This window comes from Pseudomonas edaphica (assembly GCF_005863185.1).
In the GTDB taxonomy this organism is placed as follows: Bacteria; Pseudomonadota; Gammaproteobacteria; order Pseudomonadales; family Pseudomonadaceae; genus Aquipseudomonas; species Aquipseudomonas edaphica.
The window spans coordinates 1-17,831 of record NZ_VBVZ01000059.1 but is presented as its reverse complement, the minus strand read 5'-3'; the positions used below and the strand labels follow the sequence as shown (position 1 = coordinate 17,831).

Below are 17,831 nucleotides of genomic sequence, written 5' to 3'. Positions count from 1 at the left end.
CCAACAGTGCGCAGTTCTCGGCGTTCCTGTTCAACCAGTTGGACGACTTGAACTGGGCGGGCTTCTACCTCAATCGCAATGAAGAACTGGTGCTTGGCCCGTTCCAGGGCCAGATCGCTTGCGTGCGTATTCCCTTCGGTCGTGGCGTCTGCGGTGCGGCGGCGGCATCCCGGCAAACCCAGCGGGTAGAAGATGTGCATGCGTTCCCAGGCCATATTGCCTGTGACAGTGCCTCCAACAGCGAACTGGTGGTGCCCTTGGTCAAGGATGGCCTACTGGTGGGTGTCCTGGATCTGGACAGCCCGTCGCTGGCCCGTTTTACCGCGCAGGACCAGGCGGGCATCGAGCAGTTGGCGGCGATTTTCCTGCGGTTGACCGACTGCTGATCCCGCAGGAGAGGGTCGGCCGCCGTTATTGGCTGTCCAGCTTATGCAGCTGCACTTGCAACGTCCTCTCCAGCTCCAGCATGAGTTTTTCCAGGGCCTTGACCCCCATGTCTATCGTGGGGCGCTCCTCGTTGCGGGCGCAGGCCAGCTCCAGTGCTTCGCATTGCGCGGCCAATGCACTTGCCTGGACGATGCGCGCGGCGCCCTTGATCTTGTGGGCTTGCTCAATGATCGCCTGGGGCGCTGCCTGGCGGGCCATCAAGGCCACCAGGTCCTCGCGGTCCTGACGGCTGCTGCTTAACAGTTGCGCAAGCAAACGCCGGCTCAACTGCGGGTCGCCTCCGGTCAGTGCGTCCAGGCAATCGAGTTCCAGCCGCTGGCCGCTGGATCGGGGTTTGATCTGCGCCAGTTGCTGCTCCAGTGCAGTGAGGCTGATGGGCTTGAACAGGCAGTCATTCATGCCCGCCTGCGCACAGCGAAGTTTCTCCTCGGGTTGGGCATTGGCGGTGAAACCGAGGATCACGCAGGGCACCTGCTGTTCTCGCTGCTCGTATTCACGGATCGAACGGCTCAGCTCATAGCCATTCATGATGGGCATGTTGCAATCGGCAATCACCAGGTCGAAGTGCTCCTGGCGCCAGGCCTGAAACCCGGCGGCGCCATGTTGGGCTGCCGTGAACTGGTGCCCGAGGTAACCTAATTGCTGGCACATCAGCAAACGGTTCGCCGGGTGGTCGTCCACTACCAGCACATTGAGCACCGCCGCGGCTGTCGGCGCCTGAGACTTGAGCTCGTCCAGCGCTTCAATGGGCTTGAGGCAGGTCATCTTCAGGCTGACCTGCACTTGAGTGCCCACCATTGGCACGCTGCTCAGGCTCAGTTGCCCACCCATCATCTCGCACAGGCTGCGACAGATCACCAGCCCCAGGCCCGCTCCGCTCCTGGCCAGGTGCCCGGAGTTGTCCGCCTGGGCAAAGGGTTCGAACAGGCGCAATTGGTCGTCCCGGCTGATGCCGATGCCTGTGTCCTCGACCACCAGCTTCATCTGCACCTCTTGGGGCTGCTCGGTGGCTTGCACCTGCACCTTGATCTTCACCTGCCCGCGCTCGGTGAACTTGATCGCGTTGCTGACCAGGTTGGACAGCACCTGCTTGAAGCGCAGCGGGTCTATCAGCACGGCGGTGTTGTCGAGGTTGGGGTCGAATTCGAGTAACAGGCTGAGGGTTTTCTGGCGGGCCAGACCATCGAAGACGCGCACCACCGATTCGATCACTTCGCGCAGGTTCACGCGCTCGGGAGCCAGGCTCAGGCGGCCGGATTCGATACGTGCAATGTCGAGGATATCGCCGATCAGCTCCAGCAGGTCCTTGGCCGAGTTGTAGGCCACTTCGATAGCCGGACGGTCGAGATGGCCCTGATCGGCGCGCTTGAGCGTCAGTTCCAGCATCCCGATCACGGCATTCATCGGCGTGCGGATTTCATGGCTCATGGTGGCGAGGAAGGTGCTTTTGGCGCGGTTCGCCTCGTCGGCGCGTTCCTTGGCAGTGCGCAACTCGTCGAACAGTTGGCGCCGGTCACTGATATCGATCCAGCCACCGATGATGCCCTGGACTTCGCCGTCCGAGTCGCGATAGGGCAGGATCCAGTGGTAGATCGTGAGTTTTTTGCCGTGAATGTGCAGGGTGCGATCAAGGATCAGCGGAGTGCCTTCCACCACCACCCGTTGGTAGTCGGCATGGTACTGCGCGGCTTCAGGCGCCAGGGCCATGTCCATTTGCACCACACTCTTGCCGATGACCTCTTCGCGTTTGACCCCGAACACTTGCAGGTAGCTGTCATTGCAGGTCTGCAACAGGCCCTTGCGATCACGCACATAGATTGGGTGCGGTGTTTCATTGACCAGTGCGCGCATGAACTCGAACTGGTCATTGAGGGCGCGCTCGGCCATTTTGCGGTGCTTGATCTGGCGGCGCATGTAGGCGTTCCAGGTCAGGGAAATCAGCAGCAGCAACCCGGTGCCAATGATGATTTGCGCAATCAGTTGGTGGTAATTGCGCCAGTAACTGTCCGAGGCTGGCGTGTAACCGCGCCAGCGGCTGTTGATCACGCCCATTTCGTCCGGGGCAATGCTCAGCAGCGCCTTGTCCAGGATTGAGCTCAGTTCGACGGCACCGCGCGGCGTGGCCAGGGCGAAGGTGGCGGGCAGCGTGCCAATGCTGGCGCTGATCTGCAGTTTGTCCTGGAACACCTGGGAGGCCAGGAAATAGTTGGCGATGACCAGTGAATTCACGGCCCCGTCCACGCTTCCCTGAGCCAGCATTTCAGAGGCCTTGAAGGTATCGCTGACTTCCACCAGGCGAATCTGTGGGAAGTTTTCTTGCAAGGTTTTTTCCAGCGGGTTACCGAGGGTGATTGCCAGGCGCTTGCCTGCCATCTGCTCCAGGTTTGTGGCCGCGTCGGGCTCCTTGCGGGTCAGCAGGACGTAGGAGTTTTCCAGGTACGGGCGGCTGAAGCTGAGCTGAACCTCGCGTTCGGTGCTGGGGACGATGGCCCCGATGATATCGGCTTTACCAGTGGTGAGCTGCTCGATCATCGTGCTGACTTCGCGACTGCGCTGTATTTCAAAACGCAGGCCGGTGCGCAGGCGGATCAGTTCCAGCAGGTCGGCGGTAATACCGCGAAAGTTGCCGTCGGCATCGAAGAACGTCAGCGGCGCGAACGTCTCATTGACCACGACTTTTACCACCGGGTGATCTTTGAGCCAGCGCTCTTCACGCTGGGTCAGTTGCAGTTTCTTGTCGGTCAGCAAGATGTCGCTGCCGGCGCTCCAGCGCTTGGCAATGCTGTCTCGTTCATTAACGGGGACGGCCGTCAGCACCGCGTCGACGATGCTCTGTAGAACCTCCTGATCGTGACGCAAGGCGAAGCTGAACCCATAGGCTTCATGCTTGCCGAAGTTGGCCATGTGGATATTTTTGAGGTAGCCCTTGTTGATCATGTAATGGGTGGAAATAGTGTCCCCCAGAAACACATCCGCCTGATCGAACGCCACGGCATTGAGCGCGTTTTGATAGGAAGGAAAGGCGCGGATATCCGCCTGCGGGTATAACTTTTCCACTTCGTTCAGCGGCAGGTAGTGATAAACAAGGCTCAAGCGCAGGCCGGCCAGACCATCGCTTAAACTGCGCGTTTCACCTTCGCGGGTCACCAGTACGGGCTGGTCCACCGCATACGGCTGCGACAGGATGAGTTTCGGGTTGGCGGCCTCAAAGCCATTGGATGAGCCCAGCAGGTCGATTTCCCCGGTTTCCAGCGCATGGATCGCGGCGTCTCGTGTCGGATAACGCAATACCTTGACGGGCAGGGCCATGGCTTTGGCCAGCAGCCCTGCGTAATCGGCGGTCAGGCCTTCATAGTCGCGACCGCTGGAGGTGAGGTCGAAGGGCGGATAGTCGGGTGCCGAGGTGCCCAGTACCAGCTCGCGTTTGTACATTAGCCACTGGCGCTGGGTCTTATCCAGCTGAATATCGAGTTGAACGGTACCCGCGCGGCTCAATAAGGTGAAGTGTTCCGGTCCGATTTGAGGGGCCGCGGGCACGGTAGTGCTCAAGCACAGGCCGGCCAATAATATAATCAGATAGTCCTTTATACGCCTTGGCATCCGCTTTCTCACACTAGCGCGTTTCGTTTTGCCATCTCGATAAGTTCTACCAAGGACTTGGCTTTAAGTTTTTGCATCAGCCTTTTTTTGTAGGTACTTACTGTCTTGTTACTTAGAAACATACCTTTGGCGATTTCTTTGTTTGTACGACCTTGTGCAAAAAGTTGCAGCACCATCAGTTCCCGGTCGTTCACGGCCTTGAATAATTCAAGTTCCAGTGCGTCCTTGCTGTCGGCGCCATTGGAATTGAGTGCCTGGCTGGGGAAGTAGTTGTAGCCAGACAGTACCGCACGAATGGCACTCAGCAGTTCGCTCAGGTCGCCTTCCTTGCACACATAGCCGTCTGCGCCCGAGCGCATGCAGCGGGTGGCAAACAACGTCGGGCTCTGGGCCGTCAGGATCAGGGTTTTCATCGAGGTGTTCATCGCGTTGAATCGGCAGAGCACTTCGAGGCCGTCGAGTTTTGGAATACTGATGTCCAGGATGATCAGGTCGGGCAGGCATTCGCGAACCATTTGTATCGCGTCACAACCGTTGTCCGTTTCGCCAACGATTTTATAACCTTCGTGTTCCAGCAACATGCGAATCGCCAGCCTGATAACCGGGTGATCATCAATGATAAAAACCGTGTTCATAATCATATTCCATGCAAGTGCAAATAAAGCGGGCACATTAGCTCAGAAGAAGAGGGAGGAGGACGAGCGTTGGGGGGAGTAGATATAAAACAGGAGAATTCCTACATAATAAAAGGTAACGACCTACGGTTCGATAAGGCTTTGCGTCGTCGGATGTAAGTAATAGTTGGATCAGTAAGCCTTGGAGCCGTGCCAGGGATTCGGCGATGGTTTTGCGGCGATTGTTTACCGGTGAACGGTGTTTATAGTCCTACAGTTATAACGAGAGCAGTGGCTCAATCAACTCTGTCAGTGCATCTTTATTCAGGGGCTTCAATAAATAACCAAGCAGGGGCAGCCCGCGCCGCCGGGCCTGGAGTGTCAGGTTGGACAACTCTGTTGCGGGCAGCCCGCTCAACAGGATTGCGCCGGTGATGAAGTGTTGGCGGCTGGCAATGTCTACCAGTTCCAGCCCAGGCAGGTCAGGCAGGCATTGATCGCACAGCATCAAGTCAAAGGGGCGGGTGGCGCAAGACATCGAGCGGATCGCCTGCTCGGCATTTTCCGCAAGGGTCAGTTGTTCGAAACCGAAGCTTTTGAGCAGGCACTGCGTGGCCAGGAGTTGAAAGGGATGATCCTCCACCAATAGGATTCGAAGACGGGGTATGGGCATAGAAGGCACATGGCTCAGTCAGAGGGGCGTGACGTAGGAATTGCGTGTCAGGTTCGCAAGAAGCGTGCGCGATTATTCCTCGAGCGGATGTGCGAATTCGATCAGGCCGCTCTGTTCCCGTCGTAGGTAAAGTCTGTACGGGACGCAGGCGGCATAACCTAAGGTTTTACTGTGGGCTGGAACGCCCGGTCATCTCCCGTGCCATTTCGGTGGCGTAGCTGTCGGTCATGCCGGCGATAAAGTCGATCATGCGCAGAAACGAAGCGTGCAGCGACCAGGCTGGGTTCGGCGCGCTGTTGCCCAGCAAGTCAAGGATGCGTCGGTTCTTGAACGACGGCGTACGCCCGCCATGCTGCTCCAGGGCGGCACCGCAAAACGCGTTCAACAGGATTTCCAGGGTGGTGTAGGCGCCGATCTCGTGCAGGGTCTTGCGTTTGTCCTGGAAGATTTTTTTGCGCGCCATGTCCTTGGCGTCCAGTACACAGCGCTTGGCCGGGCCGTGCATGTGTTCCACCAGGTCGCCTGGCAGCGTGCCGGCGAGCAATGCGTCCTGCTGCTCGACGAAGGCGCGTGCCGCCGCATTGGTCAGGTGCTCGATGGCCTTGCCGCGCAGGATCGCCAGCTTGCGCCGGCGTGAATCCTGCGGGCCCAGTTGCCGGTAGGTCTGGGGCAAATCATCACCCACCAGATCGAGCAGCAGCGACTCGACTTCGGCATATTCGAGCAGCTCCATTTCCAGGCCGTCTTCGAGGTCGATCAAGGCGTAGCAGATATCATCGGCCGCCTCCATCAGGTAGACCAGCGGGTGACGGGCCCAGCGTTGCTCTTCCAGCTGGGGCAGGCCGAGCTTGTGGGCGATCTGTTCAAGGATCGGCAACTCGCTCTGATAACAACCGAACTTATGCTTCTTGTAGCCCAACGAATCCGCGTGACGGGCGGTCCAGGGGTACTTCAGGTAGGTGCCGAGGGTGGCGTAGGTCAGGCGTGTGCCGCCGTCGAACTGATGGTATTCCAGCTGGGTGAGCACCCGGAAACCTTGGGCGTTACCTTCGAAATTGAGGAAGTCATTGCGCTCGGCCGTGCTCATGTCATCCAGCCAGCCGCGTCCGGCTGCCTGTTGGAACCAATGGCGAATAGCATCTTCACCCGAGTGACCGAACGGCGGGTTGCCGATGTCATGGGCCAGGCAAGCCGATTGCACCACCATGCCCAGGTCGCTTGGCTCGCACCAGTCGGGCAGGGCGCTGCGCAAGGTTTCGCCGACACGCATGCCAAGGGAGCGGCCGACGCAGCTGACTTCCAGGGAGTGGGTCAGACGTGTATGGATATGGTCGTTACTGGACACCGGGTGCACTTGAGTCTTGCGGCCCAGGCGGCGGAACGCGCCGGAGAAAATAATCCGATCGTGGTCTTTGTGGAACGGGCTACGGCCGAGTTCTTCCGGGCTGTGCAGGGGTTTTCCAAGACGTTCGCGGGTAAGCAGGGTGGGCCAATCCAAGGCGGTTACTCTCCGTGCGGTGAATGACCCTCCCAGCTTCCCGGTTCAGCGCGGCATCGGCAAGCAAAAATCTACAGGCCCGCCGCATCGATATCGATTAACAGCAAGCGCTGACCGTTATCGAAGAATTGTCCGGCGGTGAGGCAGTACTGGTTGGTGGTGGCATCGCGGTAGGTCGACGACAGCGTCAGGCGCCGCTCCTCCCAGCCTTCGGCGAGCAGGTGATAGAAATACGGCCGCCATGACCAGTTGTGGCCCAGGTAGCGGCTGTCGGCCTGCCAGGCGTCCTGGCGCCACTCGAAGTTGGGCGTCAGCTGGGTGCCATGGCGGTCGCACTGGTAAAAGCGCAGCAGCCACGGGAAGTCCGGCAATTGGGGCAGATGATCAAGCGGCGCGCGGTCCTGTGCCCAGCGTTGGAGGATGCTCATCAGCTCGGCCAATTGCACGCGCAACTGCATCACACGGCCACGCTCGGCGAGTTTGTGTTGCACGTAAACCCCGCGCAGTTGGGCAAAGCGCGCGACGAACGCATCGGCCGCAAACCAGTCCAGTTGGGCCTGGGCAAACAGATAGCCCTGCACATAACGTGCGCCGCACTCCAGGGCAAAATTCAGTTGCGCCTCGGTTTCCACGCCCTCGGCGATGATCCAGCAGCCGGTTTTTTCGGCCATTTGCGCCAGTGCCCGCACCACGTCACTGCTCGGCCCGCCTTTGGCGGCTTCCTGGAACAGGCGCATGTCGAGCTTGAGAATGTCCGGCTGCAGCGCCAGTACGCGGTCAAGTTGCGAATAGCCGGCGCCGAAGTCATCGATGGCGATGCGTGCGCCAGCGTCGCGATAGCGTGCGACCACCTCGGCCAGGCGCTGGATGTCGCCGCCCAGCTCGGTGATTTCAAACACAATGCGCCGCGGATCGACATTGTGCGCCTGCACTTGTTTCAGGCTGGGCAAGGCTTGGCCAGGGCGCAGGCGGTTGATCCAGCGCGGTGAGATATTCAGGCTCAGAAACCAGTCGGCGGGTGCTTCATGCAGGCGGCTCAAGGCGTTTTCGCGGATCTGCCGGTCCAGACGGCGCAGGGCCACACCCGGTGTGCGTGGGTCGGCAAACAGCGGGCCCACCGACTGCAAGTGACCATCGGCCTGACGTAGGCGGCCCAGGGCCTCGACGCCGGCAATGCGCCCGGTGGCGGTGTCGATGAATGGCTGGAAACAGGCGAGCGGTTGCCCGTCGATCACGGGGCCTCCTTAAGAGAGCTGGCGAAAAAAGGCCCGGCCCTCAGTGACGAGGGCCGGGCCGATTCTGTTTGCAAGAATGCAGCCAGCCAGCTTCAGCCTTTACGCTGCATGGCCAATTTGATCAGCGGGATCAAACCGGCACCCAGCCGCACCAGGCGCGTCAGGCTGCTGATGCCGCCGCCCTTGGCGCCCTTGCCGGTGAAAAAGCCCATCAGGGTCACCGCCGCCACGCCCCACAGCGGCGCGTGCTTGATGCCCAGGCTGTCTTGCCAGTTGTGGCGCATGTCGCGCATTTTGTTCAACGGCGCCATCAGTTGCTGGGACTCGTGACGGATCTCCTGGCGATGCATTTCCATGCGCAGGCGAATCAACGCCTTGCGCATTTCCCGGCGCGAGGTGTTTTGCGGGATTTCAGTCATGCTCATGGCAGCAGGCGCTCCCGATCATTGGCCAGCTCTTCGAGGGTGGCGTGGAAGGGCGTGGACTCATCGAACACCGCCGCTTTCAAGCGCACCCCGCAGAAGGCCGCGGCCAGGCTGTAGAACACGCAAAGGCAGATAATCCCGGTGAGACGATAGCCGGTGTCCCACACCAGAATCATCACCAACGTCGACAACCCCACCAGCAATAACAGCGCAAACACCAGCGCCAAGCCTGCAAACAGCAGCAGGCTCACGGTGCGGGCCTTCTGTTCCTGCAACTCGATGCCAAATAATTCGACGTGGCTGTGCAGCAAGCCCAGAACGGCTGCGCCCAGGCGTCGTGAAGTGGAACTGGTGCCCGTGGACGAGCCGGTTTCGCCGATAGACATGATAGTTAGCGCCTTGTAGCCAGCAGACCGATCAAAAAGCCCACGCCGGCGGCAATGCCTACAGACTGCCAAGGGTTGGCCTGCACGTAATCTTCGGTGGCCGTGACCGCCGCCTGGCCGCGTTCACGCAGGGAATCTTCGGTCAGTTGCAGGGTTTCACGGGCTTTGAGCAGGCTTTCGTGAATCTTGCTGCGCAGCTCATCGGCCTGGTCACCGGCCAGCACGGCGGTATCGTCGAGCAACTTTTCGGTGTCACTGACCAGGGTTTGGAAATCCGCCATCAGTATTTCTTGAGCAGTCTTTGCAGTTCTTCTGGCCATGGGTATCTCCGTGATTGGCTGATCTGTTTGGTACGTGTGGTTTCGAGTCACCGGTTTCGGTGAAGGTTCACTTCAATTGTCTGGTACAGCTTTTGCTTTGCCTTGGTGCGCAGGCCCTGGGGCTTGCGCCGAGTCGGGGCGGATCGAGGCCAATGCCTGGAAAAACCTTACCCTAAATCACACAAACTCGCGGAAAAACCCTGTCGGCAACGGCCCATTGTGTTGATCGCTGCGCTAAAGCGGTTCACGCCCTCTCAAGAGGGGCGGTGCCGGTGGTGCCAATTTAGTGCGCGCAACCCTGGCTTGAACCGCTTTGGTGCTTTTTGCCTTGAATGCAGGCCTGCCAACCTCCATGGAAAATTTGCAAAGCGCAGTGGACACCCTCGTCCACAGCTCCAATACCCTGTTTATCCTGATTGGTGCGGTCATGGTCTTGGCCATGCACGCCGGCTTCGCGTTCCTGGAAGTCGGCACCGTGCGCCAGAAAAACCAGGTCAACGCCCTGTCGAAAATCCTCAGTGACTTCGCCATCTCGACCCTGGCTTATTTCTTTATAGGCTATTGGATCTCCTATGGCGTGAGCTTTATGCAGCCGGCCGCGGTGATCAGCGCCGATCACGGCTATGGCCTGGTGAAGTTCTTCTTTCTGTTGACCTTCGCGGCAGCGATCCCGGCGATCATTTCCGGCGGCATTGCCGAACGCGCCAAGTTCGCCCCGCAGCTGTGTGCCACCGCGCTGATCGTGGCGTTTATCTACCCGTTTTTCGAAGGCATGGTGTGGAACGGCAATTTTGGCCTGCAAGCCTGGTTGCTCGCGCGCTTTGGCGCCAGCTTCCATGACTTTGCCGGTTCCGTGGTGGTGCACGCCATGGGCGGCTGGCTGGCGCTGGCGGCGGTGCTGCTGTTGGGCCCGCGCAACGGGCGCTACAGGGAAGGGCGGCTGGTCGCGTTTGCGCCTTCGAGCATTCCGTTCCTGGCGTTGGGTTCGTGGATTCTGATCGTCGGCTGGTTCGGCTTTAACGTGATGAGCGCGCAAACCCTCAACGGTGTCAGCGGCCTTGTCGCCGTCAACTCACTGATGGCGATGGTCGGCGGTACGGTCGCGGCCTTGGTGATCGGCCGCAATGACCCTGGCTTCCTGCACAACGGCCCGCTGGCAGGGCTGGTGGCGATTTGCGCCGGCTCCGACCTGATGCACCCGGTGGGCGCGCTGGTCACGGGCGTGGTCGCGGGTGGGCTGTTCGTGTGGTGCTTTATTGCCGCCCAGGATCGCTGGAAGATCGACGACGTGCTGGGCGTATGGCCGCTGCATGGCCTGTGTGGTGTGTGGGGCGGCATTGCCTGCGGGATCTTTGGCCAGACCGCATTCGGTGGCCTGGGCGGCGTCAGCCTGATCAGCCAGTTGATCGGCACCGCGCTGGGCGTGGCCGTGGCATTGGGCGGCGGCTTGCTGGTATACGGCGTGATCAAGCGCGTGCACGGGCTGCGTCTGAGTCAGGAGCAGGAGTATTACGGCGCGGATCTGTCGATTCACAAAATTGGTGCGGTCAGCCAGGATTGATCGACTGTCTGGCAACAGGCTGGCCCGCTCGCCACAGTCAGGTGGGTGGGCTTAGAATGGTTGCCTGTTTTTGATCGGGTCCATTCGCCATGCTTCCTGAATGCCAGTTGTTCGGCACCCTGGGTTGCCATCTCTGTGAGCTTGCTGAAGCCGAAATCATGCCGCTCGTCGAGGGCGGGTTGCTGGTGGAGTTGGTGGATATCACTGACCCCGATGACCTCACTGAAGTTTACGGGCTGCGCATCCCGGTGCTTCGGCGCGCCGATACAGGCGCGGAGCTGGATTGGCCATTCGAGGCCGAACAGGTGGTCAACTTCCTTAAATAGCGCGAGCCCGGTGGCTTGCCGACCACCAGGCTTTGGCTGTTCAAGCGTTTTAAGTGTTCTCCAGACCGCAGCGCTCATGCGCGATCAAGTCATCGTGGGTTTCGCGCCGCCGTATCAATTTGGCGTGTGCTCCCTCCACCAGCACTTCTGGTGGGCGGCCTCGGGAGTTGTATTGGCTGGCCATGCTCATCCCATAAGCACCACATGAGAAAATCGCCAACAAGCTTGCGTCCTCCAGTACGGGCAAGGGCCGGCCTAATGCGAAGTGATCGCCGGTTTCACAAATGGGGCCAACAATGTCGACCTCTTCCAGAGGCGCGGCTCCCGCCTCACGGACGCTCTCGCTCAACGCCGTCCAATGGCCGGAAAAGTCGCCAAATCGGGTTGGCCAGATGACGTGATTCGCGCCGTATAAAGTGGGGCGCAGCAGGACGTTCATACCCGCATCAACAATCGCAATCTTGCGATCCCAGCCTTGTTTGATGTACTCGACCGTGGTGAGTAAAACGCCCGCGTTCGCGCTGATCGAACGGCCCGGCTCAATGATGAAGCGCAGACCTAGGCGTTTCAGTTCTTGCAGACGCCCACAAATATGCGATCCCGTTTCAGTCAATGAACAGACGGGATTGCTTTCGGTGCTGTATTGCGCTGGAAACCCACCGCCGATATTGATGAACTCAATCGGGCAGTCAGCGGCCTGAAGCCGGTTGACCATTTCTTCAATCTTGTCGAGGGCAGACAAGTAGGTGTGGGCCGATGGGATCGGGGACCCGAGATGTATATGGATGCCAACGACATCGACGCTCGCGTAACGCTTTGGGGTAAACAGTTCATAGGCGCGTTCAATCGGTATGCCAAATTTCGTCTGGCGGCCGCCAGTGGCCGTTTTCTCATGGGTACCGGCATCCACCACATCCGGATTGACCCGAATGGCCACCTTTACACGCTTGCCGGCCGCCGACGCTACCGCATCCAGGCGCAGCAGCTCTGCCTCGGACTCCACATTGAAAAGGAATACGCCCACGTCAACGGCATAGCTGATTTCTTCGTGGGACTTGCCGACACCCGCGAACACTATCTTGTCTGCGGTCACGCCTGCCATCAGTGCCCGGTACAGTTCACCGCCACTGACCACATCGAGGCCGGATCCTTGGTCGACCAAGAGCTTGAGGACGCTGAGATTGCTGCAGCTTTTAACCGAGAAACAAATCAAAGGCGCCAGTGCAGAAAATGCGTTTTGTAGTACGGCATAGTGATTTTTCAGCGTCTGTGCTGAATAGAGATAAACAGGGCTGCCGTGCTGTTCGACAATGGCACTTACATCCACTTGCTCTACATGTAAATGGCCGTTGATAAAATTAAAATGGTCCATCTTCCTACCTCGATTGGATGACTCCGACTAAACGCACTGACAACTTTCTCGGCGCAGACGATGCAAGTGTGCATGGCGAAAAAATAAAGAAAAAATATCAAAATGATGGCCATCTATTCATTTCTGATATGGTTCGACCCATTCAATTCAGCGCGTGGGTGTGCTCATGAATTTCAGTTTTCGCCATGTGGAAGTGTTCTGGGCGGTCATGACCACCGGCAGTGCGACCGCTGCCGCGGCATTGCTGCATACCTCGCAGCCCACTATCAGCCGCGAGCTGAGTCGTTTTGAAACTTTGACTCAGTTGACCTTGTTCAAACGCGCGGGCGCGAAACTGATTCCCACCGAGCATGGCCTGATGCTCTTCGATGAAGTTCAGCGCAGCTATGTGGGCCTGGCTCGCGTCAAGAACGCCGCTGAGGCCATCCGGCACTTTCGCCATGGGCAAATTTCGCTGACCTGCCAGCCTGCGTTTTCGAATGCCTTGCTGCCAAAGGTCTGCCAGGATTTTTGTATTAAGTTCCCGGGTGTCAGCATCAATGTCACGCCGCAGGAATCTCCTGCCCTGGAAGAGTCACTGACGGCTCAGCGTTATCATTTGGGGCTGACTGAAACCCTTGAGACACCACCTGGAACCCACAGCGAAACCTTGTTAAACCTTGATGTGGTGTGTGTATTGCCTTCTCATCATGTGCTCAATGCAAAAGCAGTCCTCACGCCAGAGGACTTCATTGGGCAAAACTTTGTTTACCTTGCGGCGGATGACCCCTACAGGATCAAAACCGACGCGATCTTTCAGCAGGCGGGCATTGAGAGACGGCTGGTGGTCGAAACGCATAACGCCAGCGCTGTGTGTGCGACCGTAAACCTGGGTGTGGGCGTAGCAATCGTCAATCCGCTCACCGCTCTGGACTATGTAGGCAGAGGTTTGCAGATCCGACGTTTTTCCCATTCGATTTCTTACTGTGTGAGTGTCGTGCGGCCGTTGCACCGCCCTGAATCGTCCAGCGTCATTCACTTTGTGGATGTGCTGCGCAGCCATTGTCAGCGCATAAGTGCTCAGTTGCAGAACCTCTGAGCAGGCCCACTGGTCGCGCACGGGTGGTCTTGATTGCACAGGCGCGTTTTCGCGATGGCGAGTTTCCGAATATTAAGTTACTGTATGTTTGTACAGCGATTGAATAGAGGGAACGCCCGTGGTGAATGTTGAACAACTGAAAAGCAGCGTCAATCGCATGTCCGCCGACGTCGTGCGCGACGCGGTGAATGAGCTGCGCCTCGACGGCCTGGTCACGGAAGGCAAGACGCCGTTTAACAAAGTGCATTTCAATACCTGCTTTGCCGAGATCGAGGCGTTGTTCCAGCGCGCCGGTTACCACAAGCAGTTGGACGTGGTGGGTTACCAGGGCTTGTTGTACGCGCTCTACGATCCCGGCCGCTGGGAAGCGGTGGACGTGTTGCGCTGGCTCAAGGAATTTACCGAGGCGGCCAGCGCCTCGCCGGTGTTGCGAGCGCAATTGGCCAAGGCCTGAGATCCGCCCTAGGCCCAATCGCGTTCCATGCGGGATAATGCCTGCCGGTTTATCCAGGTTTCGAGCATTGCATGTCCACATCCGCTTTCTCTGCTTCCCAGCATCAAGCCAGCACCTTGTACCTGCCGCCCGGCCCCTGGGCGACGGTGCTCGATTGCCTGTGCGAGCACTTTCCGGCGATCAGCCGTGAACACTGGCTGGACCGCGTCGCCCGTGGCCGCGTCTTGGACATCAATGGCCAGCCGATCAGCCTGGACCTCGCCTACAAGGAAGGCCTGTGCATTTATTATTTCCGCGAAGTGCCGAATGAGAAGGTGATCCCGGTTCAGGAAAGCATCCTGTATGCCGATGAGCACTTGGTAGTGGCCGACAAACCACACTTTCTGCCGGTGACCCCGGCCGGCGAATACGTCGAGCAAACCCTGTTGCGCCGCCTGATTCGTCGCCTGGATAACCCCGCGCTGGTGCCCCTGCATCGCATTGATCGGCACACGGCGGGGCTGGTGCTGTTCTCGGCCAACCCGCAAACCCGGTCGGCGTATCAACAGCTGTTTCCCACACGGCGCATCGATAAATTCTACGAAGCCATTGCCCCGGCCTTACCCGACCTGACCTTCCCGCTGGTGCATAAAAGTCGCCTGGTCGATGGCCAGCCGTTCTTTCGCATGCAGGAAGGGCCGGGCGCCAGCAACACCGAAACGGCGGTGCAAGTGCGCGAGAAAAATGGCGATCTGTGGCGCTACGGCCTGTTCCCCGTGACCGGCAAGAAGCACCAGCTGCGGGTGCACATGACGGCGCTGGGGGCGAGTATCTGCAACGACCCGTTCTACCCCGATGTGCTCAAGGATGCCGAGGACGACTACGCCAACCCACTCAAACTGCTGGCCCAGGGCGTGCGCTTTATTGACCCGGTGACCGGTGAACAACGCCATTTTCGCAGCCGCATCACCCTCGACTGGTAACCGCCAGAAACGACAAGGCCCGCACATGGCGGGCATTGTGGGCAAACGCTTAAGACTTACAGGTCTTTAACGGTGCGAACCTGATCCTTGTTGATACGGGTCTGCTTGCCGTCAAGTTGTTCGAACTCGTAGAAGCCCGAAGCCTTGTCGTATTTAGGGGTGTCGACGGCCTGGATTTCGCGACCGTCATTCAGGGTGATCACTGTAGGCGAAGCGCAACCGGCGAGAGTGGCGAGGCCCAGTGCAAGCATGAGAGCGGCGATGGTCCGTTGAGTCATGAGTTTGTCTCCAAGAGAATTCTTTTAAATAGCTGACCTTGTGACGCGCATGGCGTCGACAAAGTTCCTTGTGCGAGGTTCATTCTGACACGCCAGACCCAGGGTGCAACAGCTCGGGTGTATTCAGATTGGCCAGGCGTGGGTCGTCAGCTTGGCATTCCAGGCCCACACCGCCCAACTGCAGGAATATCTTGCGCGGGCTGCGCTCACCGGCGTCCCATGCCTGTTGTACCTGGGTTTTGAGGTGGGTGGGGATGATGCAGATCAAGGGTTCCCAGAACTCGCCATGGCGTACCATCACCGGCACCTGCGGGTTGCGGTGTGCCGTCTCACACAAATCGGCCAACAGTCCCACGTCGATGTTGGGTACGTCACACGGCAGTATCAGCACATGCGCATGGCGCGCGGCGGCCAGGCCCGCGCGGATGCCCGCCAGCGGGCCGGGGAAGTCCGGGCTGTCGTCGCTCACCAACTGGTCGGCATAGGGCGCGTACTGCTCATGGTTGCGGTTGCACGAGATGATCAGGTCATTGGTCAGCGGTCGGGTCAGGCGCTGCAAATGTGCAACCAATGGCTGGCCGTGCCAGGGCAGCAGGCCTTTGTCCTGGCCGCCCATGCGTTGGCCACGGCCGCCGGCCAGCAGCAGGATCGAACAAGGCAGGGGCGAAGAATCAAGCGACATGGTGGTTCCGCAGCGGCAGGCAAATAGGGGCCTGTGATATAACATCGGGCTGTTCATTCGACAACCGGACCAAGCCATGAAAGCCAAGGCTGATGCGCCCTTCGTACCCCTCAATATCGCTGTGCTGACTGTCAGCGACACCCGCACCCTGGACACCGACACCTCCGGCCAGGTCTTCGTCGATCGCCTGGCCGCCGCCGGCCACAACCTGGCCGAGCGCGTGCTGCTCAAGGACGACCTGTACAAAATCCGCGCCCAGGTCGCCCACTGGATCGCCGAAGACGTGGTGCAAGTGGTGCTGATCACCGGCGGCACCGGCTTCACCGGCCGCGACAGCACGCCCGAAGCCGTCAGTTGCCTGCTGGACAAGCAGGTCGATGGTTTTGGCGAGCTGTTCCGCCAGATCTCCGTGGCTGATATCGGCACCTCCACCGTCCAATCACGCGCCCTGGCCGGCCTGGCCAATGGCACGCTGGTGTGTTGCCTGCCGGGTTCGACCAACGCGGTGCGCACCGGTTGGGATGGCATCCTTGCCGAGCAACTGGATAACCGCCACCGCCCGTGCAACTTTGTGCCGCACCTGAAGCAGGCCGAACCCTGCGAATCCCGTGGATAAGCCTGGCAAGTCCGGTGCACTGATGCCGGTGGAACAAGCGCTGCAGCAACTATTGGACATGGCTGAAGCAACGCCGATTCGCGAGCACGACGTGCAGCCCTTGGCCGAGTGTGATGGCCGCGTATTGGCGCAAGATTTGGTCTCCACCCTCGACCTGCCGCCCTGGCCCAACAGCGCCATGGACGGTTACGCCCTGCGCCTGTCGGACTGGACCGGCGAGCCGCTGCCCGTGAGCCAGCGCATCTTCGCCGGCCAGGCACCGCAGCCACTGGCGGCCGGCACTTGCGCGCGCATCTTTACCGGCGCGCCCGTGCCCGAAGGCGCCGATTGTGTAGAGATGCAGGAAAACGCCGTGGTCCACGCCGACGACCGCGTGAGCTTCACCGAGCGCTTGCGGGCCGGCCAGAACATCCGCCCCCAAGGCCAGGAAACCACGGTCGGCGAGTTGGTGCTAAACGCAGGCACCCGGCTTGGCCCGATAGAGCTGGGCCTGGCTGCTTCCCTCGGGCATGACTGTTTAAGTGTGGTGCGCCGGGTACGCGTGGCCGTGCTGTCCACCGGCGATGAACTGATCGAACCCGGCCTGCCGCTGGGGCCGGGGCAGATCTACAACAGCAACCGGCGTGTGTTGTGCAGCTGGCTTGTGCGCATGGGCTGTGAAGTGATCGATGCCGGGATTCTTCCGGATGACCTGGAAAAGACCCGCACACGCCTGGCAAGCCTGGGCAGTGTCGACCTGATCCTGTCCACCGGCGGTGTCTCGGTCGGCGAGGCGGACTTTCTCGGCATCGCCCTGCGCGAAGAGGGCGAACTGGCCCTGTGGAAACTTGCGATCAAACCAGGCAAACCGCTGACCTTCGGGCACTTTCGCGGTGTGCCGGTGATCGGCTTGCCTGGCAACACGGCGTCGACTTTGGTGACCTTTGCGCTGCTGGCCCGGCCCTATCTGCTGCGCCGCCAAGGCGTGCAGGACGTGGCGCCGCTGCGCTTCGACGTGCCGGTGGGGTTCGTGTGGCCTCAGCCGGGCAACCGCCGCGAGTACCTGCGCGGGCGTATCGAGCAGGGCCGGGCGATTATCTACCGCAACCAGAGCTCCGGCGTGCTACGCAGCGCGGCGTGGGCCGAAGGGTTTGTGGAGGTGTTGGAGGGGACGACACTCGATATTGGCGACCGCGTCAATTTCATTCCCTTGAGTGAAGTCCTGAACTGACAATAGAGACCGACTGTGGGAGCTGGCTTGCCTGCGATGCAGACACCGCGGAGTGTCAGGTACACCCGGTTGATGCCATCGCAGGCAAGCCAGC

The 17,831-nt window shown here is 59.7% G+C and carries 19 protein-coding genes; 8 read left to right on the top strand and 11 right to left on the bottom strand.

Annotation, left to right across the window (positions count from 1 at the left end; translation table 11 throughout):
• A partial coding sequence (locus tag FEM54_RS06330; protein ID WP_138450035.1) for a GAF domain-containing protein occupies nucleotides 1-386 on the top strand: 386 nt, incomplete at its 5' end.
• Between the two features lie 25 nt (nucleotides 387-411).
• Here the strand turns inward: FEM54_RS06330 and FEM54_RS06325 are convergent.
• The 8 genes from FEM54_RS06325 to FEM54_RS06290 all read right to left on the bottom strand — a co-directional run bounded on the left by FEM54_RS06325 (nucleotide 412) and on the right by FEM54_RS06290 (nucleotide 9,198).
• Nucleotides 412-4,047 carry a transporter substrate-binding domain-containing protein gene (locus FEM54_RS06325; protein WP_138450034.1) on the bottom strand — a complete coding sequence of 1,212 codons (3,636 nt, stop codon included), beginning with the start codon at nucleotides 4,045-4,047 and terminating at the stop codon, nucleotides 412-414.
• 8 nt (nucleotides 4,048-4,055) lie between these two features.
• Nucleotides 4,056-4,682, bottom strand: coding sequence for a response regulator transcription factor (locus FEM54_RS06320; protein WP_017136176.1), 627 nt, complete (start codon nucleotides 4,680-4,682; stop codon nucleotides 4,056-4,058).
• Between the two features lie 256 nt (nucleotides 4,683-4,938).
• Complete coding sequence (locus FEM54_RS06315) at nucleotides 4,939-5,334, bottom strand: response regulator (protein WP_138450038.1); 396 nt, start codon at nucleotides 5,332-5,334, stop codon at nucleotides 4,939-4,941.
• 166 nt (nucleotides 5,335-5,500) lie between these two features.
• Nucleotides 5,501-6,832 carry a deoxyguanosinetriphosphate triphosphohydrolase gene (locus FEM54_RS06310; RefSeq protein ID WP_138450032.1) on the bottom strand — a complete coding sequence of 444 codons (1,332 nt, stop codon included), beginning with the start codon at nucleotides 6,830-6,832 and terminating at the stop codon, nucleotides 5,501-5,503.
• Nucleotides 6,833-6,903: 71 nt separating this feature from the next.
• Nucleotides 6,904-8,067 carry an EAL domain-containing protein gene (locus tag FEM54_RS06305; RefSeq protein WP_138450031.1) on the bottom strand — a complete coding sequence of 388 codons (1,164 nt, stop codon included), beginning with the start codon at nucleotides 8,065-8,067 and terminating at the stop codon, nucleotides 6,904-6,906.
• Nucleotides 8,068-8,159: 92 nt separating this feature from the next.
• A complete protein-coding gene (locus tag FEM54_RS06300; protein WP_017136180.1) occupies nucleotides 8,160-8,492 on the bottom strand; it encodes a hypothetical protein in 333 nt (110 codons plus the stop codon).
• A complete protein-coding gene (locus FEM54_RS06295; RefSeq protein WP_017136181.1) occupies nucleotides 8,489-8,878 on the bottom strand; it encodes a phage holin family protein in 390 nt (129 codons plus the stop codon). The genes FEM54_RS06300 and FEM54_RS06295 overlap by 4 nt, the downstream gene beginning before the upstream one ends.
• Nucleotides 8,879-8,883: 5 nt before the next feature.
• Nucleotides 8,884-9,198 (bottom strand): ElaB/YgaM/YqjD family protein, encoded by a 315-nt coding sequence (locus FEM54_RS06290; protein ID WP_017136182.1) that lies wholly within the window; start codon nucleotides 9,196-9,198, stop codon nucleotides 8,884-8,886.
• 352 nt (nucleotides 9,199-9,550) lie between these two features.
• Between FEM54_RS06290 and FEM54_RS06280 the strand changes: the two genes are divergently transcribed.
• Nucleotides 9,551-10,759 carry an ammonium transporter gene (locus FEM54_RS06280; protein WP_138450029.1) on the top strand — a complete coding sequence of 403 codons (1,209 nt, stop codon included), beginning with the start codon at nucleotides 9,551-9,553 and terminating at the stop codon, nucleotides 10,757-10,759.
• Nucleotides 10,760-10,848: 89 nt separating this feature from the next.
• Nucleotides 10,849-11,085 (top strand): glutaredoxin family protein, encoded by a 237-nt coding sequence (locus FEM54_RS06275; RefSeq protein ID WP_017136184.1) that lies wholly within the window; start codon nucleotides 10,849-10,851, stop codon nucleotides 11,083-11,085.
• Between the two features lie 49 nt (nucleotides 11,086-11,134).
• Here FEM54_RS06275 and lysA read toward each other — a convergent pair whose 3' ends face one another.
• Nucleotides 11,135-12,457: a diaminopimelate decarboxylase gene (lysA, locus tag FEM54_RS06270; protein WP_138450028.1), complete on the bottom strand. Its 1,323-nt coding sequence runs from the start codon at nucleotides 12,455-12,457 to the stop codon at nucleotides 11,135-11,137.
• 166 nt (nucleotides 12,458-12,623) lie between these two features.
• Here lysA and FEM54_RS06265 point away from each other — a divergent pair, with 166 nt between their 5' ends.
• The 3 genes from FEM54_RS06265 (at nucleotide 12,624) to FEM54_RS06255 (ending at nucleotide 14,951) form a co-directional block, all read left to right on the top strand.
• Nucleotides 12,624-13,535 (top strand): LysR family transcriptional regulator, encoded by a 912-nt coding sequence (locus tag FEM54_RS06265; RefSeq protein ID WP_138450026.1) that lies wholly within the window; start codon nucleotides 12,624-12,626, stop codon nucleotides 13,533-13,535.
• Between the two features lie 118 nt (nucleotides 13,536-13,653).
• Entirely contained in the window at nucleotides 13,654-13,989 is a 336-nt protein-coding gene (locus tag FEM54_RS06260) for a hypothetical protein (protein WP_003189932.1), read from the top strand.
• 71 nt (nucleotides 13,990-14,060) lie between these two features.
• Nucleotides 14,061-14,951, top strand: a complete 891-nt coding sequence (locus FEM54_RS06255) for a pseudouridine synthase (RefSeq protein WP_017136186.1) — start codon at nucleotides 14,061-14,063, stop codon at nucleotides 14,949-14,951.
• A gap of 56 nt (nucleotides 14,952-15,007) precedes the next feature.
• Here FEM54_RS06255 and FEM54_RS06250 read toward each other — a convergent pair whose 3' ends face one another.
• Nucleotides 15,008-15,229 carry a YgdI/YgdR family lipoprotein gene (locus FEM54_RS06250; RefSeq protein WP_017136187.1) on the bottom strand — a complete coding sequence of 74 codons (222 nt, stop codon included), beginning with the start codon at nucleotides 15,227-15,229 and terminating at the stop codon, nucleotides 15,008-15,010.
• Between the two features lie 79 nt (nucleotides 15,230-15,308).
• Nucleotides 15,309-15,911, bottom strand: coding sequence for a molybdenum cofactor guanylyltransferase MobA (gene mobA, locus FEM54_RS06245; RefSeq protein ID WP_017136188.1), 603 nt, complete (start codon nucleotides 15,909-15,911; stop codon nucleotides 15,309-15,311).
• Between the two features lie 76 nt (nucleotides 15,912-15,987).
• On the opposite strand from mobA, the gene moaB reads away from it, so the two are divergent.
• A complete protein-coding gene (moaB, locus tag FEM54_RS06240; protein ID WP_017136189.1) occupies nucleotides 15,988-16,527 on the top strand; it encodes a molybdenum cofactor biosynthesis protein B in 540 nt (179 codons plus the stop codon).
• Nucleotides 16,528-16,549: 22 nt separating this feature from the next.
• Complete coding sequence (locus FEM54_RS06235) at nucleotides 16,550-17,737, top strand: molybdopterin molybdotransferase MoeA (protein ID WP_138450037.1); 1,188 nt, start codon at nucleotides 16,550-16,552, stop codon at nucleotides 17,735-17,737.
• Nucleotides 17,738-17,831: the final 94 nt, after the last annotated feature.

Excerpts from the sequence above, each read along its gene's own strand:
- lysA (WP_138450028.1), bottom strand. The coding sequence starts at position 12,457 with ATGGACCATTTTAATTTTATCAACGGCCATTTACATGTAGAGCAAGTG.
- FEM54_RS06275 (WP_017136184.1), top strand. The coding sequence starts at position 10,849 with ATGCTTCCTGAATGCCAGTTGTTCGGCACCCTGGGTTGCCATCTCTGT.
- FEM54_RS06295 (WP_017136181.1), bottom strand. The coding sequence starts at position 8,878 with ATGTCTATCGGCGAAACCGGCTCGTCCACGGGCACCAGTTCCACTTCA.
- FEM54_RS06300 (WP_017136180.1), bottom strand. The coding sequence starts at position 8,492 with ATGAGCATGACTGAAATCCCGCAAAACACCTCGCGCCGGGAAATGCGC.
- mobA (WP_017136188.1), bottom strand. The coding sequence starts at position 15,911 with ATGTCGCTTGATTCTTCGCCCCTGCCTTGTTCGATCCTGCTGCTGGCC.
- FEM54_RS06250 (WP_017136187.1), bottom strand. The coding sequence starts at position 15,229 with ATGACTCAACGGACCATCGCCGCTCTCATGCTTGCACTGGGCCTCGCC.
- FEM54_RS06235 (WP_138450037.1), top strand. The coding sequence starts at position 16,550 with ATGCCGGTGGAACAAGCGCTGCAGCAACTATTGGACATGGCTGAAGCA.
- FEM54_RS06255 (WP_017136186.1), top strand. The coding sequence starts at position 14,061 with ATGTCCACATCCGCTTTCTCTGCTTCCCAGCATCAAGCCAGCACCTTG.
- FEM54_RS06290 (WP_017136182.1), bottom strand. The coding sequence starts at position 9,198 with ATGGCCAGAAGAACTGCAAAGACTGCTCAAGAAATACTGATGGCGGAT.
- FEM54_RS06280 (WP_138450029.1), top strand. The coding sequence starts at position 9,551 with ATGGAAAATTTGCAAAGCGCAGTGGACACCCTCGTCCACAGCTCCAAT.
- FEM54_RS06315 (WP_138450038.1), bottom strand. The coding sequence starts at position 5,334 with ATGCCCATACCCCGTCTTCGAATCCTATTGGTGGAGGATCATCCCTTT.
- FEM54_RS06320 (WP_017136176.1), bottom strand. The coding sequence starts at position 4,682 with ATGAACACGGTTTTTATCATTGATGATCACCCGGTTATCAGGCTGGCG.
- FEM54_RS06265 (WP_138450026.1), top strand. The coding sequence starts at position 12,624 with ATGAATTTCAGTTTTCGCCATGTGGAAGTGTTCTGGGCGGTCATGACC.
- FEM54_RS06325 (WP_138450034.1), bottom strand. The coding sequence starts at position 4,047 with ATGCCAAGGCGTATAAAGGACTATCTGATTATATTATTGGCCGGCCTG.
- moaB (WP_017136189.1), top strand. The coding sequence starts at position 15,988 with ATGAAAGCCAAGGCTGATGCGCCCTTCGTACCCCTCAATATCGCTGTG.